Origin of the sequence: Psychrobacter sp. Choline-02u-9 (assembly GCF_002836505.1) — a bacterium.
Taxonomy (GTDB): Bacteria; Pseudomonadota; Gammaproteobacteria; order Pseudomonadales; family Moraxellaceae; genus Psychrobacter.
Genome location: NZ_PJBF01000045.1, coordinates 1 through 20,499 on the forward strand (window position 1 = coordinate 1; position 20,499 = coordinate 20,499).

General features: G+C 38.6%; 21 protein-coding genes. 9 read left to right on the forward strand and 12 right to left on the reverse strand.

Annotation, left to right across the window (positions count from 1 at the left end; translation table 11 throughout):
* The coding region (locus CXF69_RS14410) for a hypothetical protein (RefSeq protein ID WP_219621363.1) at positions 1-351 on the reverse strand (351 nt) is incomplete at its 3' end.
* A gap of 422 nt (positions 352-773) precedes the next feature.
* Between CXF69_RS14410 and CXF69_RS05355 the strand changes: the two genes are divergently transcribed.
* The 6 genes from CXF69_RS05355 (at position 774) to CXF69_RS05380 (ending at position 5,963) form a co-directional block, all read left to right on the forward strand.
* Positions 774-1,685: a YagK/YfjJ domain-containing protein gene (locus CXF69_RS05355; RefSeq protein WP_102078903.1), complete on the forward strand. Its 912-nt coding sequence runs from the start codon at positions 774-776 to the stop codon at positions 1,683-1,685.
* 167 nt (positions 1,686-1,852) lie between these two features.
* Complete coding sequence (locus tag CXF69_RS05360; RefSeq protein ID WP_102078904.1) at positions 1,853-2,140, forward strand: hypothetical protein; 288 nt, start codon at positions 1,853-1,855, stop codon at positions 2,138-2,140.
* A gap of 93 nt (positions 2,141-2,233) precedes the next feature.
* Complete coding sequence (locus CXF69_RS05365) at positions 2,234-3,229, forward strand: DUF932 domain-containing protein (protein WP_102078905.1); 996 nt, start codon at positions 2,234-2,236, stop codon at positions 3,227-3,229.
* Positions 3,230-3,472: 243 nt separating this feature from the next.
* Complete coding sequence (locus CXF69_RS05370) at positions 3,473-4,507, forward strand: YqaJ viral recombinase family nuclease (RefSeq protein ID WP_228706741.1); 1,035 nt, start codon at positions 3,473-3,475, stop codon at positions 4,505-4,507.
* Positions 4,508-4,622: 115 nt separating this feature from the next.
* Positions 4,623-5,534: a recombination directionality factor gene (locus CXF69_RS05375; RefSeq protein ID WP_102078907.1), complete on the forward strand. Its 912-nt coding sequence runs from the start codon at positions 4,623-4,625 to the stop codon at positions 5,532-5,534.
* 168 nt (positions 5,535-5,702) lie between these two features.
* On the forward strand, positions 5,703-5,963 hold the full coding sequence (locus CXF69_RS05380; protein ID WP_102078908.1) for a helix-turn-helix transcriptional regulator: 261 nt from the start codon (positions 5,703-5,705) through the stop codon (positions 5,961-5,963).
* A 61-nt stretch (positions 5,964-6,024) separates the two neighbouring features.
* On the opposite strand, the gene CXF69_RS05385 is transcribed toward CXF69_RS05380, so the two are convergent.
* A complete protein-coding gene (locus tag CXF69_RS05385) occupies positions 6,025-6,441 on the reverse strand; it encodes a hypothetical protein (RefSeq protein WP_102078909.1) in 417 nt (138 codons plus the stop codon).
* Positions 6,442-6,765: 324 nt separating this feature from the next.
* Between CXF69_RS05385 and CXF69_RS05390 the strand changes: the two genes are divergently transcribed.
* Positions 6,766-7,143 (forward strand): hypothetical protein, encoded by a 378-nt coding sequence (locus tag CXF69_RS05390; protein WP_102083159.1) that lies wholly within the window; start codon positions 6,766-6,768, stop codon positions 7,141-7,143.
* A 244-nt stretch (positions 7,144-7,387) separates the two neighbouring features.
* On the opposite strand, the gene CXF69_RS05395 is transcribed toward CXF69_RS05390, so the two are convergent.
* Entirely contained in the window at positions 7,388-7,606 is a 219-nt protein-coding gene (locus CXF69_RS05395; protein ID WP_145990090.1) for a hypothetical protein, read from the reverse strand.
* 228 nt (positions 7,607-7,834) lie between these two features.
* Between CXF69_RS05395 and CXF69_RS05400 the strand changes: the two genes are divergently transcribed.
* Both CXF69_RS05400 and CXF69_RS05405 read left to right on the forward strand, forming a co-directional pair.
* A complete protein-coding gene (locus CXF69_RS05400) occupies positions 7,835-9,700 on the forward strand; it encodes a DUF262 domain-containing protein (RefSeq protein ID WP_102078748.1) in 1,866 nt (621 codons plus the stop codon).
* A 94-nt stretch (positions 9,701-9,794) separates the two neighbouring features.
* Positions 9,795-10,268: a hypothetical protein gene (locus CXF69_RS05405; RefSeq protein WP_102078749.1), complete on the forward strand. Its 474-nt coding sequence runs from the start codon at positions 9,795-9,797 to the stop codon at positions 10,266-10,268.
* A 57-nt stretch (positions 10,269-10,325) separates the two neighbouring features.
* Here the strand turns inward: CXF69_RS05405 and CXF69_RS05410 are convergent, their stop codons facing one another.
* The 9 genes from CXF69_RS05410 to CXF69_RS05445 all read right to left on the reverse strand — a co-directional run bounded on the left by CXF69_RS05410 (position 10,326) and on the right by CXF69_RS05445 (position 20,458).
* The gene (locus CXF69_RS05410) at positions 10,326-11,306 is read right to left on the reverse strand and encodes a hypothetical protein (protein WP_102078750.1); all 981 of its coding nucleotides are present in this window, start codon (positions 11,304-11,306) and stop codon (positions 10,326-10,328) included.
* A gap of 115 nt (positions 11,307-11,421) precedes the next feature.
* Positions 11,422-11,853, reverse strand: coding sequence for a hypothetical protein (locus CXF69_RS05415; RefSeq protein ID WP_102078751.1), 432 nt, complete (start codon positions 11,851-11,853; stop codon positions 11,422-11,424).
* Between the two features lie 143 nt (positions 11,854-11,996).
* Positions 11,997-12,821 carry a M48 family metallopeptidase gene (locus tag CXF69_RS05420; protein ID WP_102078752.1) on the reverse strand — a complete coding sequence of 275 codons (825 nt, stop codon included), beginning with the start codon at positions 12,819-12,821 and terminating at the stop codon, positions 11,997-11,999.
* Positions 12,822-12,849: 28 nt separating this feature from the next.
* Complete coding sequence (locus tag CXF69_RS05425; protein WP_102078753.1) at positions 12,850-16,143, reverse strand: type I restriction endonuclease subunit R; 3,294 nt, start codon at positions 16,141-16,143, stop codon at positions 12,850-12,852.
* A 12-nt stretch (positions 16,144-16,155) separates the two neighbouring features.
* Complete coding sequence (locus tag CXF69_RS05430) at positions 16,156-17,514, reverse strand: KAP family P-loop NTPase fold protein (RefSeq protein ID WP_219621264.1); 1,359 nt, start codon at positions 17,512-17,514, stop codon at positions 16,156-16,158.
* Between the two features lie 138 nt (positions 17,515-17,652).
* Entirely contained in the window at positions 17,653-18,645 is a 993-nt protein-coding gene (locus CXF69_RS05435; protein WP_102078754.1) for a restriction endonuclease, read from the reverse strand.
* 79 nt (positions 18,646-18,724) lie between these two features.
* A complete protein-coding gene (locus CXF69_RS05440) occupies positions 18,725-19,405 on the reverse strand; it encodes a hypothetical protein (RefSeq protein WP_102078755.1) in 681 nt (226 codons plus the stop codon).
* Between the two features lie 64 nt (positions 19,406-19,469).
* Positions 19,470-19,616, reverse strand: coding sequence for a hypothetical protein (locus tag CXF69_RS14300; protein WP_180954800.1), 147 nt, complete (start codon positions 19,614-19,616; stop codon positions 19,470-19,472).
* A gap of 38 nt (positions 19,617-19,654) precedes the next feature.
* The gene (locus CXF69_RS05445; RefSeq protein ID WP_102078756.1) at positions 19,655-20,458 is read right to left on the reverse strand and encodes a hypothetical protein; all 804 of its coding nucleotides are present in this window, start codon (positions 20,456-20,458) and stop codon (positions 19,655-19,657) included.
* Positions 20,459-20,499: the final 41 nt, after the last annotated feature.

A 20,499-nucleotide genomic window follows, 5' to 3' on the forward strand; every position in this document is an offset into this window, starting at 1 on the left:
TTCTATATCATAGTCATATTCATTAATAAGGATTTTTAAAGTAAATACCTGAGCTCTCAAGTTCTCCTCGATCAACTGAAAATGCTTATTAGGCAATAAGACATGTGACATTTTCATACAAGCTTCATATGTAACTTCTTTAAAATTTTCTAATTTTGCTAACTGGGTTATTAGTTCTTCGTGTAAGTTATTTGATCTAGTACTCAGAAAAGAAACTTTACTTATCTTATCGGCAAGATAAAGTTGTAACCAAGCCACCTCTCTTTCTGACAAACATCTGATGTTTTCATCAAAGTACTTCTTATTTTTATGTATTACATTTGATACATGACCTACGCTAATATTCGACATTATTCCACCATTTTTATTTTATCACGCGTGATATTTTCATTAATAAATAGTAAGAATATTGTAGATTTAAAGTGTTATTTAAGCAATATTCTAGTGATATTTTCATATCAAATATTAACCTTAAGTCTTCTATTTCAATACTCCAACCCCTAGATTAGTCTAGTTATTGCTACAATCTGAGTTCTCAGGTAACTATCCCCCATCATACTCTTAGTTTATTGAGAAAAATATGAAGTGATTTTTAAGCAAACTATGTGTTTATGCTAGAGATATATGGATTTTACTGAGATGCAATAAGTTGGTATTAGAGTATCAATATACTTGTAAGTACTACTAAGCTAAGAGTTACTCTCTTAGCTATCTGCATTATAAAATTACGAATGTGCGTAACCCTATGAATCAATAAACTCATAGGGAAAATCATGTCACATTTAACTTATAATCAATCCAAACTTACCAATGATGTTGATAAACTGGTCAAAAACGTATTATTTAAAAATCTTAGAGGTAAACGCTTTCAAGGTCAATTGAACGAGTTATATCGTCCATTTATGTTTATGTATTACTCTCAAGACGCTTTGACTTACTCACAAGACTCTGTAAATTACTCACAAGCTATTAACGCATTTATGAACATTACCATTACTTTAATTGGTGCTTCGTATCCTTGTGATGTTATTTGGGACTATGAGAGAAGTCAAAAAATTATTACAAAGTTATTAGAGTATAAAGATAGTATTATGAGAGAGCTTTATGATTGGCGTTACCAAGAATCTCAAAATCAAAAAGTTTTGGAGTGTTACTTTAAAAATCTGATTGAGAATAAATCAAGAGTGTTAGTTATTTTTATTGAGCTAAAGTATTTGAAAAACCAACGGTATAATCTGACTATTCACGATTTTTATAATCACATGAAAAAGCTCAGAAAACTTATCAGCAAGAAAAACGCTTGTTTTAAACACCTAACTGGTTATGCATGGGCATTAGAGCAGGGCTATAAATATGGCGGTTTCCACTGCCATTTAGTCTTAACTTATGATAATTCAAAAAGATATTCTGACTGGCATATCGCTAAAACGATAGGTGAGAAGTGGCAAGAAGTCACAGAGGGCATCGGTACTTATCATAGTTCTCACGACACTAAGACCAAATATAGTTTTGAAAAAGATGGAAAGCTAGGTGTTGGTAGAATACATCGTGATAGTCCTCAGGAGGTAGAGAACGCTTTTACTGTAGCAAGGTACTTAACAAAGTCTGATAAATACGATCAAAAGCTCAAAGTGTGGTTGCCTAAGATGCAAACATTTGGACATGGTGAATTTAAGGAAAAATAGAGAATAAACACTTTGGCTTGCTTAAATATCAAAATAATTTCAGATATACAGTATCACCATGAGATGAGATAAGTAGCCATCGCTGTCTTATCCATCTATCCCTCAACGTCTAATCAAGGTCTGCTTTATAGCAGGCCTTTTTTATGCGCCACTATCAAGGAGTCACTATGAAACCTATCTGTCCCAACTGCCATTCAGCACACGTTATAGAAAATACGGATACCAGTATGCAAAGCATGTCAGAGCATCTGTGTTCACCCAAGCTCTTAGTCAGTCTTGGTACTAGCGTCTGCAAGTACTACAAGATCAACCCCATGATCGGGATGGTTGCAGGTGGCGCACTTGCCACCGTGATTAATCTGGCACAACAAAGACTGATGCAGCCGCCACTACTTAGGGCGGCTATCCTGCCGCGCTATTTATGCAGTACCTGTCAGCATAGCTTTAGCCTCTAACATTCTCATTTGTTTAACCACTCAATGATTCATGCATCAAAGCATTGAATCAGTCAAACCACTTATTTATTCAACAGTAAAAGGAAATTAATCATGGCACATTTAATCGAAAGCATGGCATACGTTGGCGAAACGCCATGGCATGGTCTTGGCAACGAGCTATCCCCCAAACAGCCGATTGAGGTCTGGGCACGTGAGGCTGGGATGGATTGGCGTATCGAATCCTCAGACGTGAGCTACATGGCAACCAATGATAAAGGGCAAAACCTGATCATGCCTTATGACAATAACAAGGTGCTGTATCGCTCAGACACGCTTGAGCCGTTATCAGTGGTGAGTCAGCGCTACCAAGAAGTACAACCAAGTGAGATTTTAGAGTTTTATCGGGATCTGACAGAGCAAGCTGACTTTGAGCTAGAGACCGCAGGGGTACTTAAAGAAGGACGTAAGTTCTGGGCACTCGCACGTACAGGTCAATCAGCAACGCTACGTGGCGGTGATGTCAGTCATGGCTATCTGCTGCTAGCAACCGCTTGTGATGGCACGCTTGCTACTACAGCACAGTTCACCAATATTCGCGTTGTGTGTAATAACACCTTAGCGATCAGCCTTGCGAACGGCAATGGCGGCGTGGTGAAAGTACCGCATAGCACGACCTTTGATGCCGAAAAGGTCAAGCAGCAATTGGGCGTCTCCGTCAGCCAATGGGATGCGTTTAACTATGAGATGAAGCAATTAACTAATAGACGCGTCACTCAAGCAGAAGCAGCCAACTACCTAAATCGTGTGTTTAATGATGTTAAAGATGATGGCCTGATTCTGTTTAATACGGCTAAGAAAGAAAAAGATGCGGTTCCAAATGCAAAAGCCATGAATCAGGTGATGAGTATGTTTAACGGTCAAGGTCGCGGTGCGGATCTGGCATCAGCAAAAGATACGGCTTATGGGTTGTTAAATGCGATGACAGAATTTGTTGATCATGAACGCCGTGCGATGTCGCAAGACCATCGCCTTGACTCAGCATGGTTTGGGGCTGGGGCTAAACTTAAAGATAGAAGCCTCGACGAAGCACTACGCTTGATTGCCTAATCGCTTAGCCACTCTACTTATCTCTTAAATCAACCACGCCTTTGCGCGTGGTTTTTTTATGCCATTAATTAAGCAAGGCATATGCGCATCTCACTAAGAATAAATCTATTAAAGGAGTTCACCATGAACCTGATCGCATTAAATAACATAACCACGACTCAGTTAAAACCCAAACGTTCAGTCATGACAGCTAAAGCGTCTCGAACTGCTAAGTCTAAAACCAAGGACAATTCAGTAGGAGTCATGCTAAAGCAAAATAAAACGGTTGATAAACCGGTTCAAGCAAAGACATCAACCACCGCTAAGCGTTTGGTCAATACCAAAAACCTAAGCCGTGAAGACTGGCTTGAGGTACGCAAGCAAGGCATTGGCAGCTCTGATGCTGCTGCCGCTTGTGGTATCCATCCTTACTTGTCCATGCTTGAGCTATGGATGATCAAAACAGGACGCATGAACTCAAACATTGATGCCAGTAGTAATAACGGCATCGAGGGCTACTCGCCCCTTTACTGGGGCAATACGCTTGAACCCATGGTAGCGAAATACTACCAAGAGCATACAGGCAATAAGGTTAGGCGTGTCAATGCTGTCTTGCAGCATCCTGATCCTGATAACGCCTTTATGCTGGCGAATTTAGACTATGCCATCACTACTAATGATGAGGTTCAGATTTTAGAGTGTAAAACCGCTGGTGAACATGGTACCAAGCTGTGGCGTGATGGTGTGCCGTTGTATGTGACGTGCCAAGTACAGCATCAGTTAGCAGTGACTGGTAAACAGGCTGCGCATATCTGCGTGCTGCTGTGTGGACATGAAGCCAAGATATATAAGGTTGAGCGTGACGAGCGTTTGATTGAATCGATCATCGAACATGAACGTTTGTTCTGGCAATACGTAGAAACGGACACGCCACCAACCCCTGACCACTCTGAGTCAGCAGCCCGTGCATTAAAACTGCTGTATCCAAAGCCTAAACCCTCAAGCAAGATTGATTTGCGAGATGACGATGGCGCTAATAAGTTGTTTGAGCAATTGCTGAGTTACCGCGCATCCATGGAAGACTTTGAGCAGCGTCATGATCAAGTGAAACATCAGCTACAAACACTTATCAAAGACAACGAGGTCGCTGTGTTTGATAAAGGCGCGATCTCGTGGAAGCGCTCTAAAGACAGTGTTGGCCTTGATAGCAAAGCCGTTATCAAGGCGCATCCTGAATTGCTTAAACAGTTTAATAAAACCAAGCAAGGTAGCAGACGCTTCGTTGTCTTAGATGACTGAACTAAAAAGCACTTAATCATCAACGCACAACAACTAACCATTTCAAGCGCATAACCACCCACCCCTAAAAGGTGGGCTTTTTTATGGCTAATCAAAACATATAAGGAATATCACCATGATTAAAGGTCTCACTATAACTCCGCCAGTCTTAGGTCGTATCAGTATTGGCCGTATCATTGAAAAAGACGGCAAGCGTCTGCCTGCTAAAGACGATCAATTCACAATTACCAGCCAAATCCAAAATAAGGAAGGCTGGATCAACCATCCACTTGATGAAAAGCTACGTGGAAATAATGACGGTAAGCTCAGACAAATACCCGTACGCATGCTGTTTAATGACCCTGAGCTGAATTTACGCGCAGAATACACGCTATTTGATAGACAAACGGGTCGGCCACTATGCGTGGGTGACGGTGAGCAATGCCAACGTCGAACCAATAATGGTGTTGAGCAACTGCCTTGCCCATCCCCTGATCGTTGTCCACTGGCACAAGGCGGTGCTTGTAAGCCTTATGGTCGTCTGTACGTTAATCTGAGTGAGGACGATGAGCTGGGCACGTTTATCTTTCGAACGACTGGCTTTAATAGTATCCGTACCTTGGCAGCACGCTTGAGCTACTTTGCAGCGGTATCAGGCAATAAGCTGTCATGCTTGCCATTGCAACTCACACTCCGAGGTAAAAGCACGACGCAAAGCTATCGGACGCCAATTTACTTTGTGGACTTAACACTACGTGATGATGTGACACTGAAGCAGGCGGTACAAGATGCACAGGCAATTGATAAAGAGCTTGGCGAACATGGCTTTGACCAAGCGGCATTAGAGGAAGCTGCCAAACAGGGTTATGTGAATTCATGCTTTGAGGTTGATAACGATAATCTACTCGATGTGGCTGAAGAGTTTTATCCCGTAGAGACAGATGAGGCTAATAGTAATCATCAAGGAGGGTCACAAAATGGTATGGCTCCCTACAATGTCGGTAATATTGAAAGAAGTCTAAGAGAGAGTGTGACAGCTATAAGTTAAAGCAGTAGTAAGGATATACGGCATAAAAAAGGAGCTGATTATTCAGCTCCTTTTTTTATTGCATCATCTAAGACTAGCCGCTGGACTGCATAGGATGCCGTAAAAAAATATGGGACTCCGTAAATGTATGAGAAGAAAGATTCTCATTAACTTACAAAGGAGATAATCATGCAAATCTTAGATCCGAATACACAACAAAATGCATCAACAGCTAGCACTTTACAGATACCTCGCATGATACCGCTCAAGCAGGTAATGCATTATACAGCGCTTAGCAGTACTACGATTTATGAGATGGTCAATAAAAAATCTGATCGTTACGATCCAACATTCCCTGTTCAAGTAAAGCTATCAAAGGGACGTGTAGCATGGGTAGAAAGCGAAGTGGCTGATTGGATTGAGAGCAAGATGGCTGATCGGATTCACTGATCAAGGATAAAAAATAAGCCGCACTACGCGGCTTATTTTTTTATTTTAATAAATAGTTAATTTATTTTTTAGCATCTAAGAAGTATAGTACGGCTAGCCCTTCAGCAAAAATACGTTCGTCAGCTGGACTCGCACTACCACCTCTATAAAATACTTCCTCAGCAGCATAAGCTAAGTTTGAGGAACGTGTATGTCTAAAACTAGCTCCTTTCCATAAGCTATAACCATTACCAGCTTTTGCTTCTGCCTTGGCATCACAATTTGAGCCATAAGAAGTTTGAAAACAATTTGGAATAGATTTCCATTGCTTGGATAAGGCGTAAAAAGCATTACAATCCTGATCACCTTTACACTGCTTTACTTTTGGAGCAACGCTAGAGTTTGTATAGTATTTATTCATTGCAGAAAAATCAGCATGACTCATTGAAAATATAAGAGTAAAACATATACCGACTACAGCCTTCAAGAACTTGTTCATTGTAAATTTCCCATAAAGATTTAAAACAAGCATCCCCCCAAAAAAATGTCGAGAGAATACTTACCATATTATAAAAATAGAGTTATTATAATTCTTATTAATCGATCTATGTACGTATTTTGATTTATCAGAGTACTAACTCTGATTAAGCCGACTTGTACTTTTGATAACATACTGATTACAAGAAATTTATTAAATTTTTTTACTATAAACGCATATATTGCATTGCTATAAGGAACTCACTCAATTAATACTAATAAGACAATATCAATTCTTATCATTATGATAGTAGCGACCGTTTGTGGCGTTATATTGATTAAAACTATGAAATCTAGCGATGTAGACGCAACAGAACAGCATAGAGTAGAGGATATAGATGGAACCTCTTCAGAGGTAAAAGAACAAACACCTGAAGTTGCAGCTTTGCCTGATGATCAAGATGACGATGCAAATCATACGGAAGTATACGTTGATAGTCCAAACCCGCTAACAGACGATGATATCCGAAGATTGCCAGATGAGCTTAGATATGATGCAGCTACAGGCGAGCCACTTTATCCAGAAATTGATGGTCCAGAAATGAGACTTTCTCAAGAAGAGATTAACGAAATGAATGAACTAAACGAGGGTGAGTTTGATGGACCAGAAATAACGCTATCTCAAGCAGAAATTGATGAGATGAATAAGAATGCTGCATATTAATGAATAGACCTCTTGCATAAGTCGGTGCTAGCCGTTGAAGCTCCGTTGTTGGAGGTCAACAAAATGATGCTTTTGCAAGAGATCTAATAGTAAACTTCATTAAACCTATGAGATAACCTTGCTATGTATATTGCATGGAAAGGCTCATCGTGACTGGATATATCTATATTCCAGCTGATACTTGGCAGAACGATAGACTCAGATAACTACTAGGCTACTTCCAAATAGCTAAACCTAGCTAGGTTTAGCTATTTGGAAGAGACCAAGACCAGCCTTCAGAAACGACTAGACCATCGCGACGCATTTTCTGTAATAGGTTACGTACCTTATTCTTACGCTGCTTGTCGTCTAGCACTTGCGGTAGCTTATTGGCCAGCATCTTATCAAAGTCAGCTAACCTACCTCGCTCAAACGTCTTGAGGTACTCTATAATCAAGCTTTGATAATGAATGGTGTCCATCATATCTAGACTGACCATAGCATCAACCAAAAATGGATACGATAGCTCGCTTCAGCCGCATCTTGTAGTAAGACGTTCTTGATGGTCCTAGGAACAAACTCACCGCTATTATGCAAAACCAGTGTATGGCTTGGTTTTGTTTATGCTAAGCTATTTAACTTAAACCAAACAATCTTCTGTAAAAGAATAGGTTATAAGCTAAAAATATACAATTATAATTTAAGGCTAAGTATGAAAATTAAGGCAGATGTTTTTAGTATCGCAGATCTTGAAAGTTATTACTTTATAGTGCCAGACTATCAGAGAGAATACGTTTGGGAAGCGGATAAGCATATTTATCAATTCTTAGTTGATATTGATGAAGAGTTTGAAGCTCACTCTCATGAGCAACAAAGCTACTTTCTTGGTTCAATTATTATCGTAGAAAACAACAATAAATACGATGTTATAGACGGCCAGCAACGTCTAACCACCATTGTGATCAGCCTATGTGCAATGCGCGATATATTAGAAGACATCAAGGAACATAGCCAACTCTCCAATATGAGCAGTAATATTCTCGATATTATAAGAAACTGGCTGTTTAAATTTGATCTCAAGACTAAATCCACACTTTGTCGCCTTGAACTACAGTACGATGAAAGTAACGGATATCTAGATACTTTGATTCAGAAAAAGACATACGAAGGCAAGATCACAAATTCAATCGAGAAGATGCGAAAAGCATATGAGCGTGTTTCTGAGCATTTTCAAAGTTATGCAAACCAAAGTACAGAATTATTCGAAGACTACATACAATACTTTCTGACTAACGTTAACGTAGTCGTGATGAAATCAGACAACCTTGGCAGTGCGTTAAAAATATTTGAAACTATTAACCAGCGGGGTGCTGGTCTCAACGCAATGGATCTTGTCAAGAATTTAATGTTCAGTAAAGCTAACTCACGTGATTTTGAAACGATCAAAACTAAATGGAAGCAGATTAACACTGACCTTCAGAACTGTGACGAGGGAGACAAACCGCTACGTTTCTTAAGATACTTTATGATCGCTCGTTACCATAATGGCATTATTCGAGAAGATGATTTGTATTCATGGATCATATCTAAAGAAGGCAAACAAAAACTACAGTATGAAGATCAGCCACTGAATCTAGTTAATGAAATGGCAACTGCCGCTAAACGCTATAGTTATCTGGTTCAAGCAACTAATAGTGACAACAATGAAGTAGGTATTAATAAATATCCTAACGTCGTCAATATCGGCTACATCAATAAACAGCGCTCACGTCAGCATTTAATATTATTAATGGCGTTAAATCTAAATTGTGATGACGATGTCGTCAATTATCTTGCGCAACAGATAGAGAGCTTTTTATTTTTCGCTAATACACTCAAAATGCAAACTAAAAACTATGAGAGGCGCTTTACAGACTGGGCTATTCAGCTACGCCAAAAGCGTAATGTAGAGGAAATTGTAGAGATTATCGATGGAACCATGATTCCATATCTGAGAGGTTACTTATCAGATTTTAGATATAGCTTTTCGCAAATTCGGCATTATGACTATAACCCGCAGTATCGAGAGCGCTACATCCTAGGCTGCTTAGATACTGAGTTATGTATCCAAGCAGGACTAAACCCACTGAGTCAGGACAACATACAAAAGCTTCAAATTGAGCATATTCTCCCGCAAACCTTGAAAAATTTAGATGTAAGCGATGAGTTTGACGAAGAAGAACGTGACAAATATACCTTTATGCTGGGTAACACCACACTACTAGAGAGTCAAATCAATCAAGCTATTAATAATTACAACGACCTGTCCACTGACTGGTTTGCAATGAAGCAAGCAGAGTATATACACTCTAATTTTGTGCTTACTAAGCTGTTAAATAATCAATATACTATCGGCAAAAATACTGGTCTAAATCGCCTAAAGAATAAGCTGAACTGCCAGTTCGATGAGTGGACAAAAATGTCTATTGAGCATAGACAACAAATGTTAATGGAGCTGGCTTTAGATCATTGGCAGCTAAATGGTAAACGTCTTGATGAGTATGAAAAAATTAGCCCTATGAATAGTGCAGAAGTATAAAGAAGTGATTTATTTAAATTACTTAGGTTAATAAAAACAAGTCGCTTATAGTTAATAGCTTGCTTCCACTGATCAAACCTTCAAGGCAAATTCTATGGACATAGAAGAAAAGACAGCTTTAAACATTGCTAGGGATCTCTCTGATGATTTATGCAAAAAAATAACTAGCAAGACTATTCGTTGGATGCAAGGTTTCGATACACAGCTTTTAGAAATAGACGGTCTTAAAAATCTTTGGGATGACATTTGCTATCAAATGCAGAGAGAAGAGTCTTTCTATTGGAGTCATTATGATGACATGGTTGTTTCTAATATAGTACCGCTACTTGAAGAGCTGGAAGAATATAAGCTTACCGCTATATGGTTGCAAACGAACGATATTGATTATCAGCTATCTGAATTGGAGTCAGATGGCTTATTAGTAGATATTCGGTATAAAACTTTAAATACGTCTTGCTATATAGATGATATAACTAAGTACATAACTAGAGAGTATATTTATCAGCAGGCAGAAAGTTGGCGAAACGATAGACTCCGACAAGCTCTTGGATATTTTCCAGGTGATTAACGTGTTAGTCTACTACTCCCAATATAGAGTATAAATTAGTTATATTTTACTTATTAATCACTCAGGATCATAGTCAGGCACGTCGCGCATAAAGTCATCTTTTATTTCTTGTACTAGATCTTCATACTCAACGCTACCTACTATTAGATTTCTAGCTGCATCCCAGTCACATAGCTCTTCTATAACAGCATCATCGATAATAGGCTGTATATCATAGTTGATAGCTTTTACTAAGTCAGGTAATGATAAATATTCTAACTTAAGCTTTATCTCATTTTCTAACTGACCAAATAAAGTTTGACAGTCAATTAACGTTTGAACGTCATGTAATCCTTCATACGAAGGGTATTTGTCTTGAATATAAATTAAATAGCCAAGATACTCATATAAATTAATACGCTTACCATCCCTTCTAATATGAAATGAATTCATTTCACAATAGCTTTGCTTCATAGGCTTGACTATACCTAGTATTAAGCTCTTTCTCGAAGAAGCATTGGAGAGATCAGCTAAAGTACATAAAAGCTCATATAAGTTATCTTTCTGTTTTTCTAAATATACATATCGACGATCAACAGAGCGCTCACCAAGTTTATAACCATTACATTGGTCACCATAGAAATCAGCTAAATCTACCGAGAACTTGACTAAATCAATCAAACAGCTTTCTAGTCTATAAGGTAAGTCTTCTCTACCAACAATATTGTTTATCTCACAACGTATGAATGAAATGTAAGCTTGAATAAAAAAATAGTTACATTCTGCTATTAAAACCTCTCTATCGTTTAATGCCTCAGCTAACTCGATAAGTCTGTCAAGTATAAAATCAACATCGCCACCTTCCCTGAGAACTGAAGATATCTGCTGTAATTTAAATATCAACCTTAACTCACTTGCAGAAAAGCTAACACCGTTATAACTAGAGATTTCAAGATCTTGACCATACGAATGATAAATGGACTGAAAAATCGCAGTATATTTATGTCGCCTACTGTATAGATCATTCTTGATCTTTTCATTAAACCATTGCCGTACCATTTTTATATCAAGCTCCAAAACTTTAATTTTTAGCTATTTTTACAATATCATGAAGTCAAACCCACCGACACTTGACCATTCATCAGCATAGGCAGTAACCAGTCTCTAAGCCCAGCTAACCTGCTTTTGTGTGCGGTATCAGCTCACCACTAGGTAGCTCTATTAGGTAGGTTGTCACAAGGTACGGTTCTGCTGGAAATGCTAAGGCTTCAGGGATTAGTGGGCCATCTACGCCTATTCCATAATTGTTCATATCAGCAAAGGATTTTTCAGCCGCTATTAACGTGTCCTCTAAAATGCTGTGCATATATTGATTGAACATAGCTACTTCCACAGCCCCAGACATCGTCCCATGCTCAAAGCTAAGCTTGTAATTATCAGGGATCTTTGCTACTTGGGCTGTTCGATAATCAGAACGAGCAAGTATTGTCAGAACCGTACTTATTTCCTGATCAGTGGCTTCTAAAGCATATGCTCTAAATAAAAAACGCTGAACGATACCAGTCATTTGATCTACGATTGGCCAAATATTTGCTACAAGTTCCATAACTCTTTCCCCAATTATTAATTACTACTTTAAAAGAACCGAATACCGAACTAATTGGATTAAAACTATTTTACAATGTCGAGCATACTGTCTCCGCGTAATTTATATTATAAAGTTCTTGCCAAGATACAATCTTTCTTTAGTCACTCATTCAAATATAGCTCTGCCATTCCATCCAGTCTAGCCTTTACCGCTTTCCAATTCGGCATCACTTGCGTTAATAAATGCCAAAAACGCTCACTGTGATTATGCTCTGCAATATGACACAGCTCATGCAGTATCACGTAATCAATGCATTCCTTTGGTGCTTTTACTAAATGCGGATTTAATATTAAATTGCCTTTAGTTGAGCAGCTTCCCCACTGCTTTTTCATGGTCATTAATTTTATTGCAGGACTATTTTTAACCCATGAAGCCTTATATATCAAGGCTTCAAGCCTCTCTCTAGAGATCGACCTAAATTTATTTTTATACCACTCGTCAATTAGGCTTTTGACGATAGCAGTTCGTTCTTCAATATTTAGTTTAGAATTACTTTGAGACAATTTCACATTCAATTTACCGCGACTGAGCTTCACCGTGCTGTTTATCACATTGCTAGTTTCTGCATCGGTTATCACTTTTAACACATAACGACGGCCTAGATAAAATTGGGTTTCACCGCTGACATAACGCTTGGGCAATACATGATCTTGTTGCTTGGCAAAGTCTTGTAGGCTTTGCCATATCCAGCGAGCACGCTTCATCATGGCATCATAAATCATCTCATCGGTAGCATCGTTAGGTGCTGTGGCGACCACACGCTGATCAGGATGTACTTTAATGATCACTTTTCGAGGCTTGGTCTTTTTAGCAATCAGCTTGTCGCTTTCAAGCTGTTTTATCTTTTCTTTATAAGTTACTTCTTTACGCACAACTTCATAGTCAATTTTATCTTGACCATAATAAAACACACCATTCTCAGTCATTACCTACTACCCTCTTGCTGCTCTTAGGCTACTTGTCTCTCGAAAGTCCAAGACGGGTAATCTTTAGCACTTCCTCGATGAGCTGTTGCGCTTTATCGATACCCAAATCCATAAATAACATCGGCAGCAATTTGACACTAATAGCATTTTCGATCTCTGCTGGATTAATAGAGTACTCAGCCACTGCTGTCTTAACGATATTATCAATATCAAAGGCGTAAGCGACTAGCTTGTCGTTATCTAGCTCTTTATCTATCAAGAAATCAGTATCAAATAAATGCTTAAACAAACCAAAATACGCCTGAGCATGTTTATTTAATTTACCACTATCATCGATAAACTCATTTGGCACATCAGCGACATCACGGTCTTTGACGGCTTGCTCAAAGTCAGCAAACATCATGTACTGCTTCACTGGCGCATCGAACATTGCCTTGGCATCCGCAATCGCTTGCTTAAGCAATTTAGAAAAATACTCTTGGGCATAAGGATCATCAGCAAGATCTTGCTCAATCATCTTAGTGACACGGCCAGTGATTTTATCGGTTTGGTTACGGGCTTCATCATCGCTTAATTCTTCAGGCTTAACATCCTTACCTAAGTTGCCAACCAAGTAAGCTCCTTTTGCCTCACGAACTTCAAGGCCAGCGATGTGCTTATCAAGTAAGCTTCGAATATCCGCTTCATACTCATCGTAATCGATGGTTTCATCAGCATCCTCGCGCACTTGCTTACGTAGATTGATAAAGGCTTTTAGGTCGGCTTTGTAGCGATCACGCTTGTTATCGAATGATTTGTCTTCAAAGAAAGACGCTGATTGCAAAGCGATTTTCATGGCGTTAGAAAATGCGGTCAAAGCCGCATAAAAGTCATCACGTTCTTTGAGCTTGGTATCAACTACCCTACCATCGATTTCCTGCATCTTTGGTGCAAGCACTTGTCTTAGCGCTTGTCCGTCTTGCTTGTTTTTCACCGATGAGAAAATAGCCCATAGCTCGCTCTGTAGTCTGGGTAACTGCTTGTACTCAGTATCCATCGCGTTATATAGACCTTTGAGGTCTTCGATATCAAAGCCACCTTGCGTACGTTCTGCTAAGTCTTGGTATTTCTCAATGGTAATATCCAATTCTTTTAGGATGCCACGATAATCAATCAGATAACCAAAACGTTTCTTCTCATGCAAGCGGTTTACCCGTGCAATCGCCTGAATCAAGTTATGCTGCTTTAGTGGCTTATCGATATACAGCACGGTATTCTTTGGCTCATCAAAGCCCGTTAGTAGCTTATCGACGACGATCATAATGTCAGGACCATCGTCCTGACTAAAAGCTTCTATAATGGCTTTGGTATAAGCCTTTTCATCACCGCCGTACTGATTGGCGACATTATCTTGCCACCAGTTCTGAACGATGTCTTTTGACTCTCCATCGACGGTATCATGCCCTTCACGGGTATCAGGTGGTGACATGGCCACCACTGAGGTCACTTTGCCAATCTTATCCAATGCTATTTTATAGCGGATAGCAGAGGCTTTAGAGTCACAAGCCAACTGGCCTTTTAAATGCTGCTGTTTAAAGTTTTGGAAGTGGTCAGAGATGTCGTGAGCGATCAGCTCAATACGACCTTCAACCTGATAGATTTGACCTTTTTGGGAGAATTTACGTTTGAGATCCGTTTTTTGATCATCGGTGAGCTTTTGGGTGATACGGTCAAACCAAGCATCAATAGCTTGGTCATTGGTATTGAGCTCAGGGATACGCTCTTCGTATAACAGTGGGGTAACGGTTTTGTCTTTGACCGCTTGCTGCATGGTATAAGAGTGAATGATGCTACCGAATTTGTTTTCGGTCTTGTCATCTTTCAGTAACGGCGTACCTGTAAAGGCAATAAAAGCGGCGTTTGGCAACGCTTGGCTCATGCGAATATTGTTCTCACCGTTTTGGCTACGGTGACCTTCATCGACCATGACGATGATGTTTGGGCTGTCGTTATAGCATTCATCATACTTAACGGCTGAACCAAACTTATTAATAATGGAGAAAATAACCCGCTCGTTACCGTGACCGATTTGCTGCGCTAGACGGCGACCAGAAGTTGCCATGGCATCGGATTTATCGCGATCGCTAAGTACACCACCAGAAGCAAAGGTTTGACTAAGCTGAGTTTCTAGATCGACACGGTCGGTGACGATAATGACGCGGCACTTGGCAAGTTCTTCTAACCAAATAAGCGCTTTGGAGAAAAAAACCATCGTAAAGGACTTGCCGCTACCTGTGGTATGCCAAATGACACCGCCCTCACGACTACCTTTTTCATCGAAACTGCTGATACGTTCAATCAGTGCTTTTATACCAAAGACTTGCTGATAACGGGCAACAATTTTGCCAGCCTTTTTATCAAACAAGGTAAACATGCGCGTCATCTCAAGCAGACGCTGTGGCTGTAAAAGGCTGATGATTAAGCGGTCTTGATCAGTGACGGCTAGATCACCGCCAGCAATCAATGATTTATATTCATCTTTAATAGAGGTAGGACGATCACCAAACAAGTTATCAATCTGCTCATCACTGAGCGCTTGGTTTTTTAAACGATGAAATTCAGGCTCAGAGATTTCTTCTTCGACCCATTTTGCCCAAAACTTCTCAGGTGTACCGCAGGTAGCATACAGACCGTCATTGCCATTGACCGCTAGCAATAACTGGCTATAGGCAAATAGATGTGGAATTTCTTTTTGCTTTTGATTGCGAATATGCTGGGACACCGCTTGAGCATTGGTCGATTGCCACTCTCTACTGGAGTCAGGGCGTTTGGCTTCGATCACTGCCAGCGGTAAACCATTCACAAAGCAGACGATATCGGGTCTACGGCTGTTTGTACCCTCGCTATTGAGTACCACCAGCTCTTCGGTCACGTGAAAGCTATTGTTGTCGATATTATTCCAATCGATCAAACTAATGGTTTGCGAGGTTTTTTTACCATCGATAAACTCGGTCACCGTCACGCCATAGAGCATGGCGTTATATAGCGCCTCGTTTGCTGCCTGCAAGCCTAAGTTCATGGCAGGATTTAGTTCATGCATGATCTTATCAATGGCGCTATCTGATAAAGGATGTAGCTTGCCCTCAAACATAAAAGTTTGCTTAGCTAAAAATGCACGCATGATAGGTAGTAATACAACTTGGTCAGTAGCCTTACTTGAAACCACTTTTGAGCGCATGGCACTGCATTGACTGGGTGGAATAAACTCATAGCCTAATGTTGTCAGCAAGGTCAAAGCAGGAATTTTCGAGCTAAATTCTTCTTGGAAATTTAGTGTAGCCATAATTCAAACCTATTACTCAAAAGCCATTATATTTGCTGTTTTTATAATTTGAGCTATTGCTCTTTTATCGTGCGGCATACCATCCATAAATTCGTAATGTCTAATATATGAATCCCATTTCCTCTCCTGCTCTACGGATACTCTATAATCTTCAATATTCTTATTACAATCCTTAGCTAGAATAGCCATAACAAATTCAAAAACTTCTGGTCTAGTACTACCTCCTTCTTCAAGAAATGGGGTTTTTTCCACTCCTAAGAATTCACCAAGTAGTTTGGCATCAATAGTACCTTTTTTAATTTGTATTATTAACTCAGGGCGATAGCACACTAACATCACACCAATTAGCCGAAGTAAAATCCCACCAATATATGTCTGATTGGTAAAGGTTTCAGCATTAGAAAGAGTCTGTACAATTTGCATATGCAGAACTAATGTTTCTATCTCTCTAAGAGAAAGGTCTTGATGCTGAATTAAATGATCAATAGCTTTTCTAAAATAAGATGAAACTAAGTACTTATTAGGTAAACAATTTTTATCTTCTGCCAATTTAAAAAAATGGTTGCTGGCAGCTAAAATAGGCAAGTTCGAATTTCTTTCAAATTTTGGAGATAACTCAAACCTAAATTTTACAAACTTATCTAAATAACGCTGTGCATCTACTGCTTGACCATAACAATGGTTAATCGAGGCTTTGAGTTGCTGAGTATTAGTAATAAGCACAAAACTAACATTTTCTACGTCGAACGTATGCTTAATAATTTCAAGCGTATCAATTGCAAAACTAGGTCTACAGCGATCAAGTTCATCTACAAATATAACAATTGGGCTATTAGATGCAATTTCTGTCAAAGCAGCTTGTAAAGTCTTTAGATTTTTTTCTGCTTCTATATGTTCTTTTAATATTAATTCAGCCGTAGCATCGATTGCTTTATCAGTCGCTTCTTCAATTTCATCAGTAAAGTCTTCTGCCACATCGGTAAAGTCTTGTCTGAGTAAATGAGATACACTGGCCTTAGCGAGCGCCTTAATACCAAACCTTACAGCAGGTAATATCTTTTTGATAAACTTTTTACGTGCTGGTTCATTAGGTAAGATTTTTATTATTTCTGCTAGTACAGTCATTAAAGGTTCATTAATATGATCAGCTTTAAAAGCATCAATATAAATTATGCTATGTGTCTCATCTTCCTTCATTAGATTGATCAGTTTATGGCAAAACTCAGTTTTTCCTGTTCCCCAACTACCATCAATAACCATTGGCGAAATATCTATATCAGATTTCAAAAGCTTAATAGCTTTCTCAGCGATACTTTTACGTTGAAACTCATCACGCTCATCAAACGTTTTTGCCGTAATGTCCATATCCATTTTACTGTTCCTTTGATTGAACTTGATAAGTTATTATTAGAAATTAATATTAGCGACTGACATCTGTACGATCACTCGATATCTATGGATACTTATGACGGTTTATACAACCCATGTCGCACATACCTTTTATCTTTGTTATAGCAGCGTAGGCAAGCTCGATATCCCGAGTGATGAGAGACTGTCATCTGATAACAGATTAAGGTTATCGTATATCCAGTTGACGAAATCAGCTCCTGCTAATACAGTAACATTGTGCAAATCTGCAAAATCATTATTTTTAAAGTCAGCAGTGGTAATCAGAACTTTATCGATTTGGGAGTAATCATCTTCATTGACCTCATACTCTGCAACTTGCTTTATACCATGATTCCCTGTTGTACCATCATGGTGCTTAACTTGAATAAAAATGCCTTCCTTCTTTTCTGAGAATTCTGAAAAACGTGTCGCAATGACATCGACATCTTGTATGCCCGATTTCTCATTTTTCGCAGGTATACGTGCAGTGTAGTTTTTAGCTTCTAAAATTTCTTTAATAAGGTGTTCAAGACCAATGCCACCAGACTGAAGGTTTATATCTTTATTACTGCGCAATCTAGATAGTAGATCAACTTTAAAATTCTCAGTATTTTGCTGTATTTTAAGTTCTTGTTCATTATTCCATGTATATAGCTTGTCGTTCTTAATCGATTCTATATGCTTATATAACTCATCCGAAAACTCATTCAAATCACAAACAGTCATGCGTATTTTAAGTCTGTTTTGCAGGGCAGTTGATAAGTTACCTCTAGGGATAAAGTAACCATCCTTATGCTTTAGATATCTGACAGATATTCTATTCTCCCCATACTGAATGCCTTCGGTAACAGGTTGATAACTTTTCTCACCAACTATTTCCGCAACAGCAACTGCTCCAGAAAAAGGAACAATCACATAGTCACCTTGCTTAAGATTAAAATAGCGTTTTATTTGATTGGTTTGTCGTCCTCTACCGATACCTTTGAACCCTTGGTCAATTAAATCTTTGACAGTCTCAAATTGAGAAAAATTAACACTCGCCCAACCATAGCCAATCTGATTATTTTTAATAAGCTTAGGACTTCTGACCATTACAAAATTAACTTGAGCCATTTACCAATTTCCTTTTAGGTGAGATATAAAAACCAACCATGTTCTATATGTATATTAGTATTGCCTAAGAAGTGTGAAGCTAGTCACTACATCTTTTGTAAAGTGATGCAGCATCATTCCAATTAGCTTTAACACGTACACTTTTATCCGGTAAATATTTATAATTTATTGTGTGTATGACTGGATCAGCTTCATAATAAAAAGCACCTGTGACATTCAACTCATTTGAAGATATAGGATCTACTTTGATAACATCGAAGCGTTGAGTGCCATTTGAAGAACCTTTGCTATCACTTAAAAATGCTGGCTCACGAATTGCTTTAGGGAGATCGCAGTCTCCCCAAGAGCCTTGGTATTTTTTAGGAACAATACTAGATTTTTTCGAATAGACGTAAGAACCGTTAAACGCCCTTTCAGTAGACGTACAGTTGCTTAAATTCTTTAACTGAATTTCATTGGGTGAAAATCTCGCTTCAATTTGGCAACCTAAGTTAGACTGATAGTCTAGATAACCACTCTCCGGTACCGTAAAAACAACAGTACTGTCGTCTTGGATCGGCTTGGCTTTACTAGTAGTAACAAAGCTAGAATAGCCAATCATATTAGCAAGGAACAGCTCGTAATGTTTAGCGCCCTCATATTCAAAACTGCTTAGATGTACTCGTTTATTGGTGCCGCTGATATAGACGCCTTCCACTACAGGAGTAGCCATAGCCGTTAAAGGTAGTATGAAAAATAGCACTAAAGCTTGTTTTAACATTAAATGACGCCTTTTTAAGATTCACTTTTCTTAATAGTAGTTCACTGGTTCGTACAACGCACCTCTACTCTTCTGTCAAATCGAGACATAGCGTTTGTTCGGTCTTATCGATTGTAACTGATACTGTCATAAAAAAGGCAACAAAAAACCGCCAAGGTTGCGCGTTACCCAAAGGGCGTAGCGTGGCGGTTATGTTAGGTAATGGATTCACTTATGCTAACTACTTAACTCAATCTATGATTGCATACCTCAGGAAAGCTTTAAGATATTAATTTCATTGTTATCTGTGGCCTCTGACAGGAGAGTATTAAGGTATGTTTTTGAAATATCTAAAATGAACTTTAAAGCTTCATCATAACTTAAAGTTTGTCTGCCGCCTGTATTGCTTGTATATCCGTGTCTTGAATTAATTCCAGTTATGGAAAAGTTATTTGCTGAGTTTTTAAATCTTCGTTTTAAATTCGTATCAATTTGCGTGTCAATATTTGTTATGCTTTCTAGATTCGCAATTGTTTCAAATATTTTGTAAAGCTGACTCCAATCATCAGAATCAAGATCTATTCTATCTATTAGTTTTAGTATCAGATATACATCCTCTCTTATCAATGATAGTAGTAAGAAATGAAAAATACTTGAATTTCCAAGCCCCAGTATTTGTGATTTCAAGTCTTCAACTAACTTAATTTTATCATGGGAAAAGTTGTTAATTGAGAACCTTGTATCCTTCCTTTCCAAAGGAACTATTGTATCTTTTAAATAAAACCCTTCAACTCTCAAAGGTAACCTACGTAAATCTTCAAAACAAAAAACCTTGTGTATCGAGTTAAAAATACTTACTAGCTCATAGGCTAATTGGCAAATCGTATTATTATCATTGGCATAATTAAAAATTGCTGAATTTAGCCTGAAATCATCATTTGGACAATCTAGATAATGATTAACGCCTCCCGTAATATCAAAATATTTTGTAATAGTACTACTATCAGCTAAACTACGAGAGTAAGCTGGATTGCCATATACTAAAAAATTGTATGTAGATAAGAAGTTTAGCATGAGTATATACCACTATCTTTTATTGATATTAAAGGTGAATG

Excerpts from the sequence above, each read along its gene's own strand:
- CXF69_RS05355 (WP_102078903.1), top strand. The coding sequence starts at position 774 with ATGTCACATTTAACTTATAATCAATCCAAACTTACCAATGATGTTGAT.
- CXF69_RS05360 (WP_102078904.1), top strand. The coding sequence starts at position 1,853 with ATGAAACCTATCTGTCCCAACTGCCATTCAGCACACGTTATAGAAAAT.
- CXF69_RS05365 (WP_102078905.1), top strand. The coding sequence starts at position 2,234 with ATGGCACATTTAATCGAAAGCATGGCATACGTTGGCGAAACGCCATGG.
- CXF69_RS05370 (WP_228706741.1), top strand. The coding sequence starts at position 3,473 with ATGCTAAAGCAAAATAAAACGGTTGATAAACCGGTTCAAGCAAAGACA.
- CXF69_RS05375 (WP_102078907.1), top strand. The coding sequence starts at position 4,623 with ATGATTAAAGGTCTCACTATAACTCCGCCAGTCTTAGGTCGTATCAGT.
- CXF69_RS05380 (WP_102078908.1), top strand. The coding sequence starts at position 5,703 with ATGCAAATCTTAGATCCGAATACACAACAAAATGCATCAACAGCTAGC.
- CXF69_RS05385 (WP_102078909.1), bottom strand. The coding sequence starts at position 6,441 with ATGAACAAGTTCTTGAAGGCTGTAGTCGGTATATGTTTTACTCTTATA.
- CXF69_RS05390 (WP_102083159.1), top strand. The coding sequence starts at position 6,766 with ATGAAATCTAGCGATGTAGACGCAACAGAACAGCATAGAGTAGAGGAT.
- CXF69_RS05395 (WP_145990090.1), bottom strand. The coding sequence starts at position 7,606 with ATGATGGACACCATTCATTATCAAAGCTTGATTATAGAGTACCTCAAG.
- CXF69_RS05400 (WP_102078748.1), top strand. The coding sequence starts at position 7,835 with ATGAAAATTAAGGCAGATGTTTTTAGTATCGCAGATCTTGAAAGTTAT.
- CXF69_RS05405 (WP_102078749.1), top strand. The coding sequence starts at position 9,795 with ATGGACATAGAAGAAAAGACAGCTTTAAACATTGCTAGGGATCTCTCT.
- CXF69_RS05410 (WP_102078750.1), bottom strand. The coding sequence starts at position 11,306 with ATGGTACGGCAATGGTTTAATGAAAAGATCAAGAATGATCTATACAGT.
- CXF69_RS05415 (WP_102078751.1), bottom strand. The coding sequence starts at position 11,853 with ATGGAACTTGTAGCAAATATTTGGCCAATCGTAGATCAAATGACTGGT.
- CXF69_RS05420 (WP_102078752.1), bottom strand. The coding sequence starts at position 12,821 with ATGACTGAGAATGGTGTGTTTTATTATGGTCAAGATAAAATTGACTAT.
- CXF69_RS05425 (WP_102078753.1), bottom strand. The coding sequence starts at position 16,143 with ATGGCTACACTAAATTTCCAAGAAGAATTTAGCTCGAAAATTCCTGCT.
- CXF69_RS05430 (WP_219621264.1), bottom strand. The coding sequence starts at position 17,514 with ATGGATATGGACATTACGGCAAAAACGTTTGATGAGCGTGATGAGTTT.
- CXF69_RS05435 (WP_102078754.1), bottom strand. The coding sequence starts at position 18,645 with ATGGCTCAAGTTAATTTTGTAATGGTCAGAAGTCCTAAGCTTATTAAA.
- CXF69_RS05440 (WP_102078755.1), bottom strand. The coding sequence starts at position 19,405 with ATGTTAAAACAAGCTTTAGTGCTATTTTTCATACTACCTTTAACGGCT.
- CXF69_RS05445 (WP_102078756.1), bottom strand. The coding sequence starts at position 20,458 with ATGCTAAACTTCTTATCTACATACAATTTTTTAGTATATGGCAATCCA.